The following is a 567-nucleotide window of genomic DNA, read 5'->3' as shown; positions in this document are numbered from 1 at the left end:
CAAGGGATCACGCACCGGATGCGGATATTTGCCGGGCAGATACGCATAGCTCGGGAAACTTTTTTCGGGCAGCAAGCGAGGGCGAGACATAGGCCCAGCAAACATGAAAGTGCGTTAAGGGGCAATTCATGCTGACCGCGTCGTGACACGCAAGCAGTCTTAACGGGCTTGTAAAGGGTGTCGAGATTGGCCAAAACGCGCTTTGCCAAATTCATGACGTTGGGTAAGCGGCTGACGCAAGGAGAAGATATGATTTTGCGACTGAAGGAGCGGCTCGGCAAAAGGTTTGAGGAAGAAGTTGAATTCTTCAAAGGCTGGCAGAAGGACAAGAAGGGCGTGGGAGCCCTTATTCCCACTTCGGTTTATGCGGCACGCCGGATGGCAAGCGTGGTGAACCCACGGTCAGGATTGCCAATTCTGGAGCTTGGCGCGGGAACCGGTGTCATCACAAAGGCGATCCTGGCTAGGGGAATCAAGCCGCACCAGCTGGTTTCAGTCGAATATTCCAGGATTTTCTACGACGGCCTGGTGCAACGCTTCCCGAATGTGGACTTCAGATTGGGCGAC

1 protein-coding gene is annotated in these 567 nt (G+C 54.3%); it reads left to right on the top strand.

The window, feature by feature from the left end:
- Positions 1-249: 249 nt before the first annotated feature.
- A partial coding sequence (locus NKJ06_RS35720) for a class I SAM-dependent methyltransferase (RefSeq protein ID WP_502905683.1) occupies positions 250-567 on the top strand: 318 nt, incomplete at its 3' end.

The organism is Mesorhizobium sp. M0293, from assembly GCF_040321735.1.
Classification (GTDB): Bacteria; Pseudomonadota; Alphaproteobacteria; order Rhizobiales; family Rhizobiaceae; genus Mesorhizobium.
Note: the sequence above shows the minus strand (reverse complement) of the source record. Positions and strands in the feature narration are given on the sequence as shown.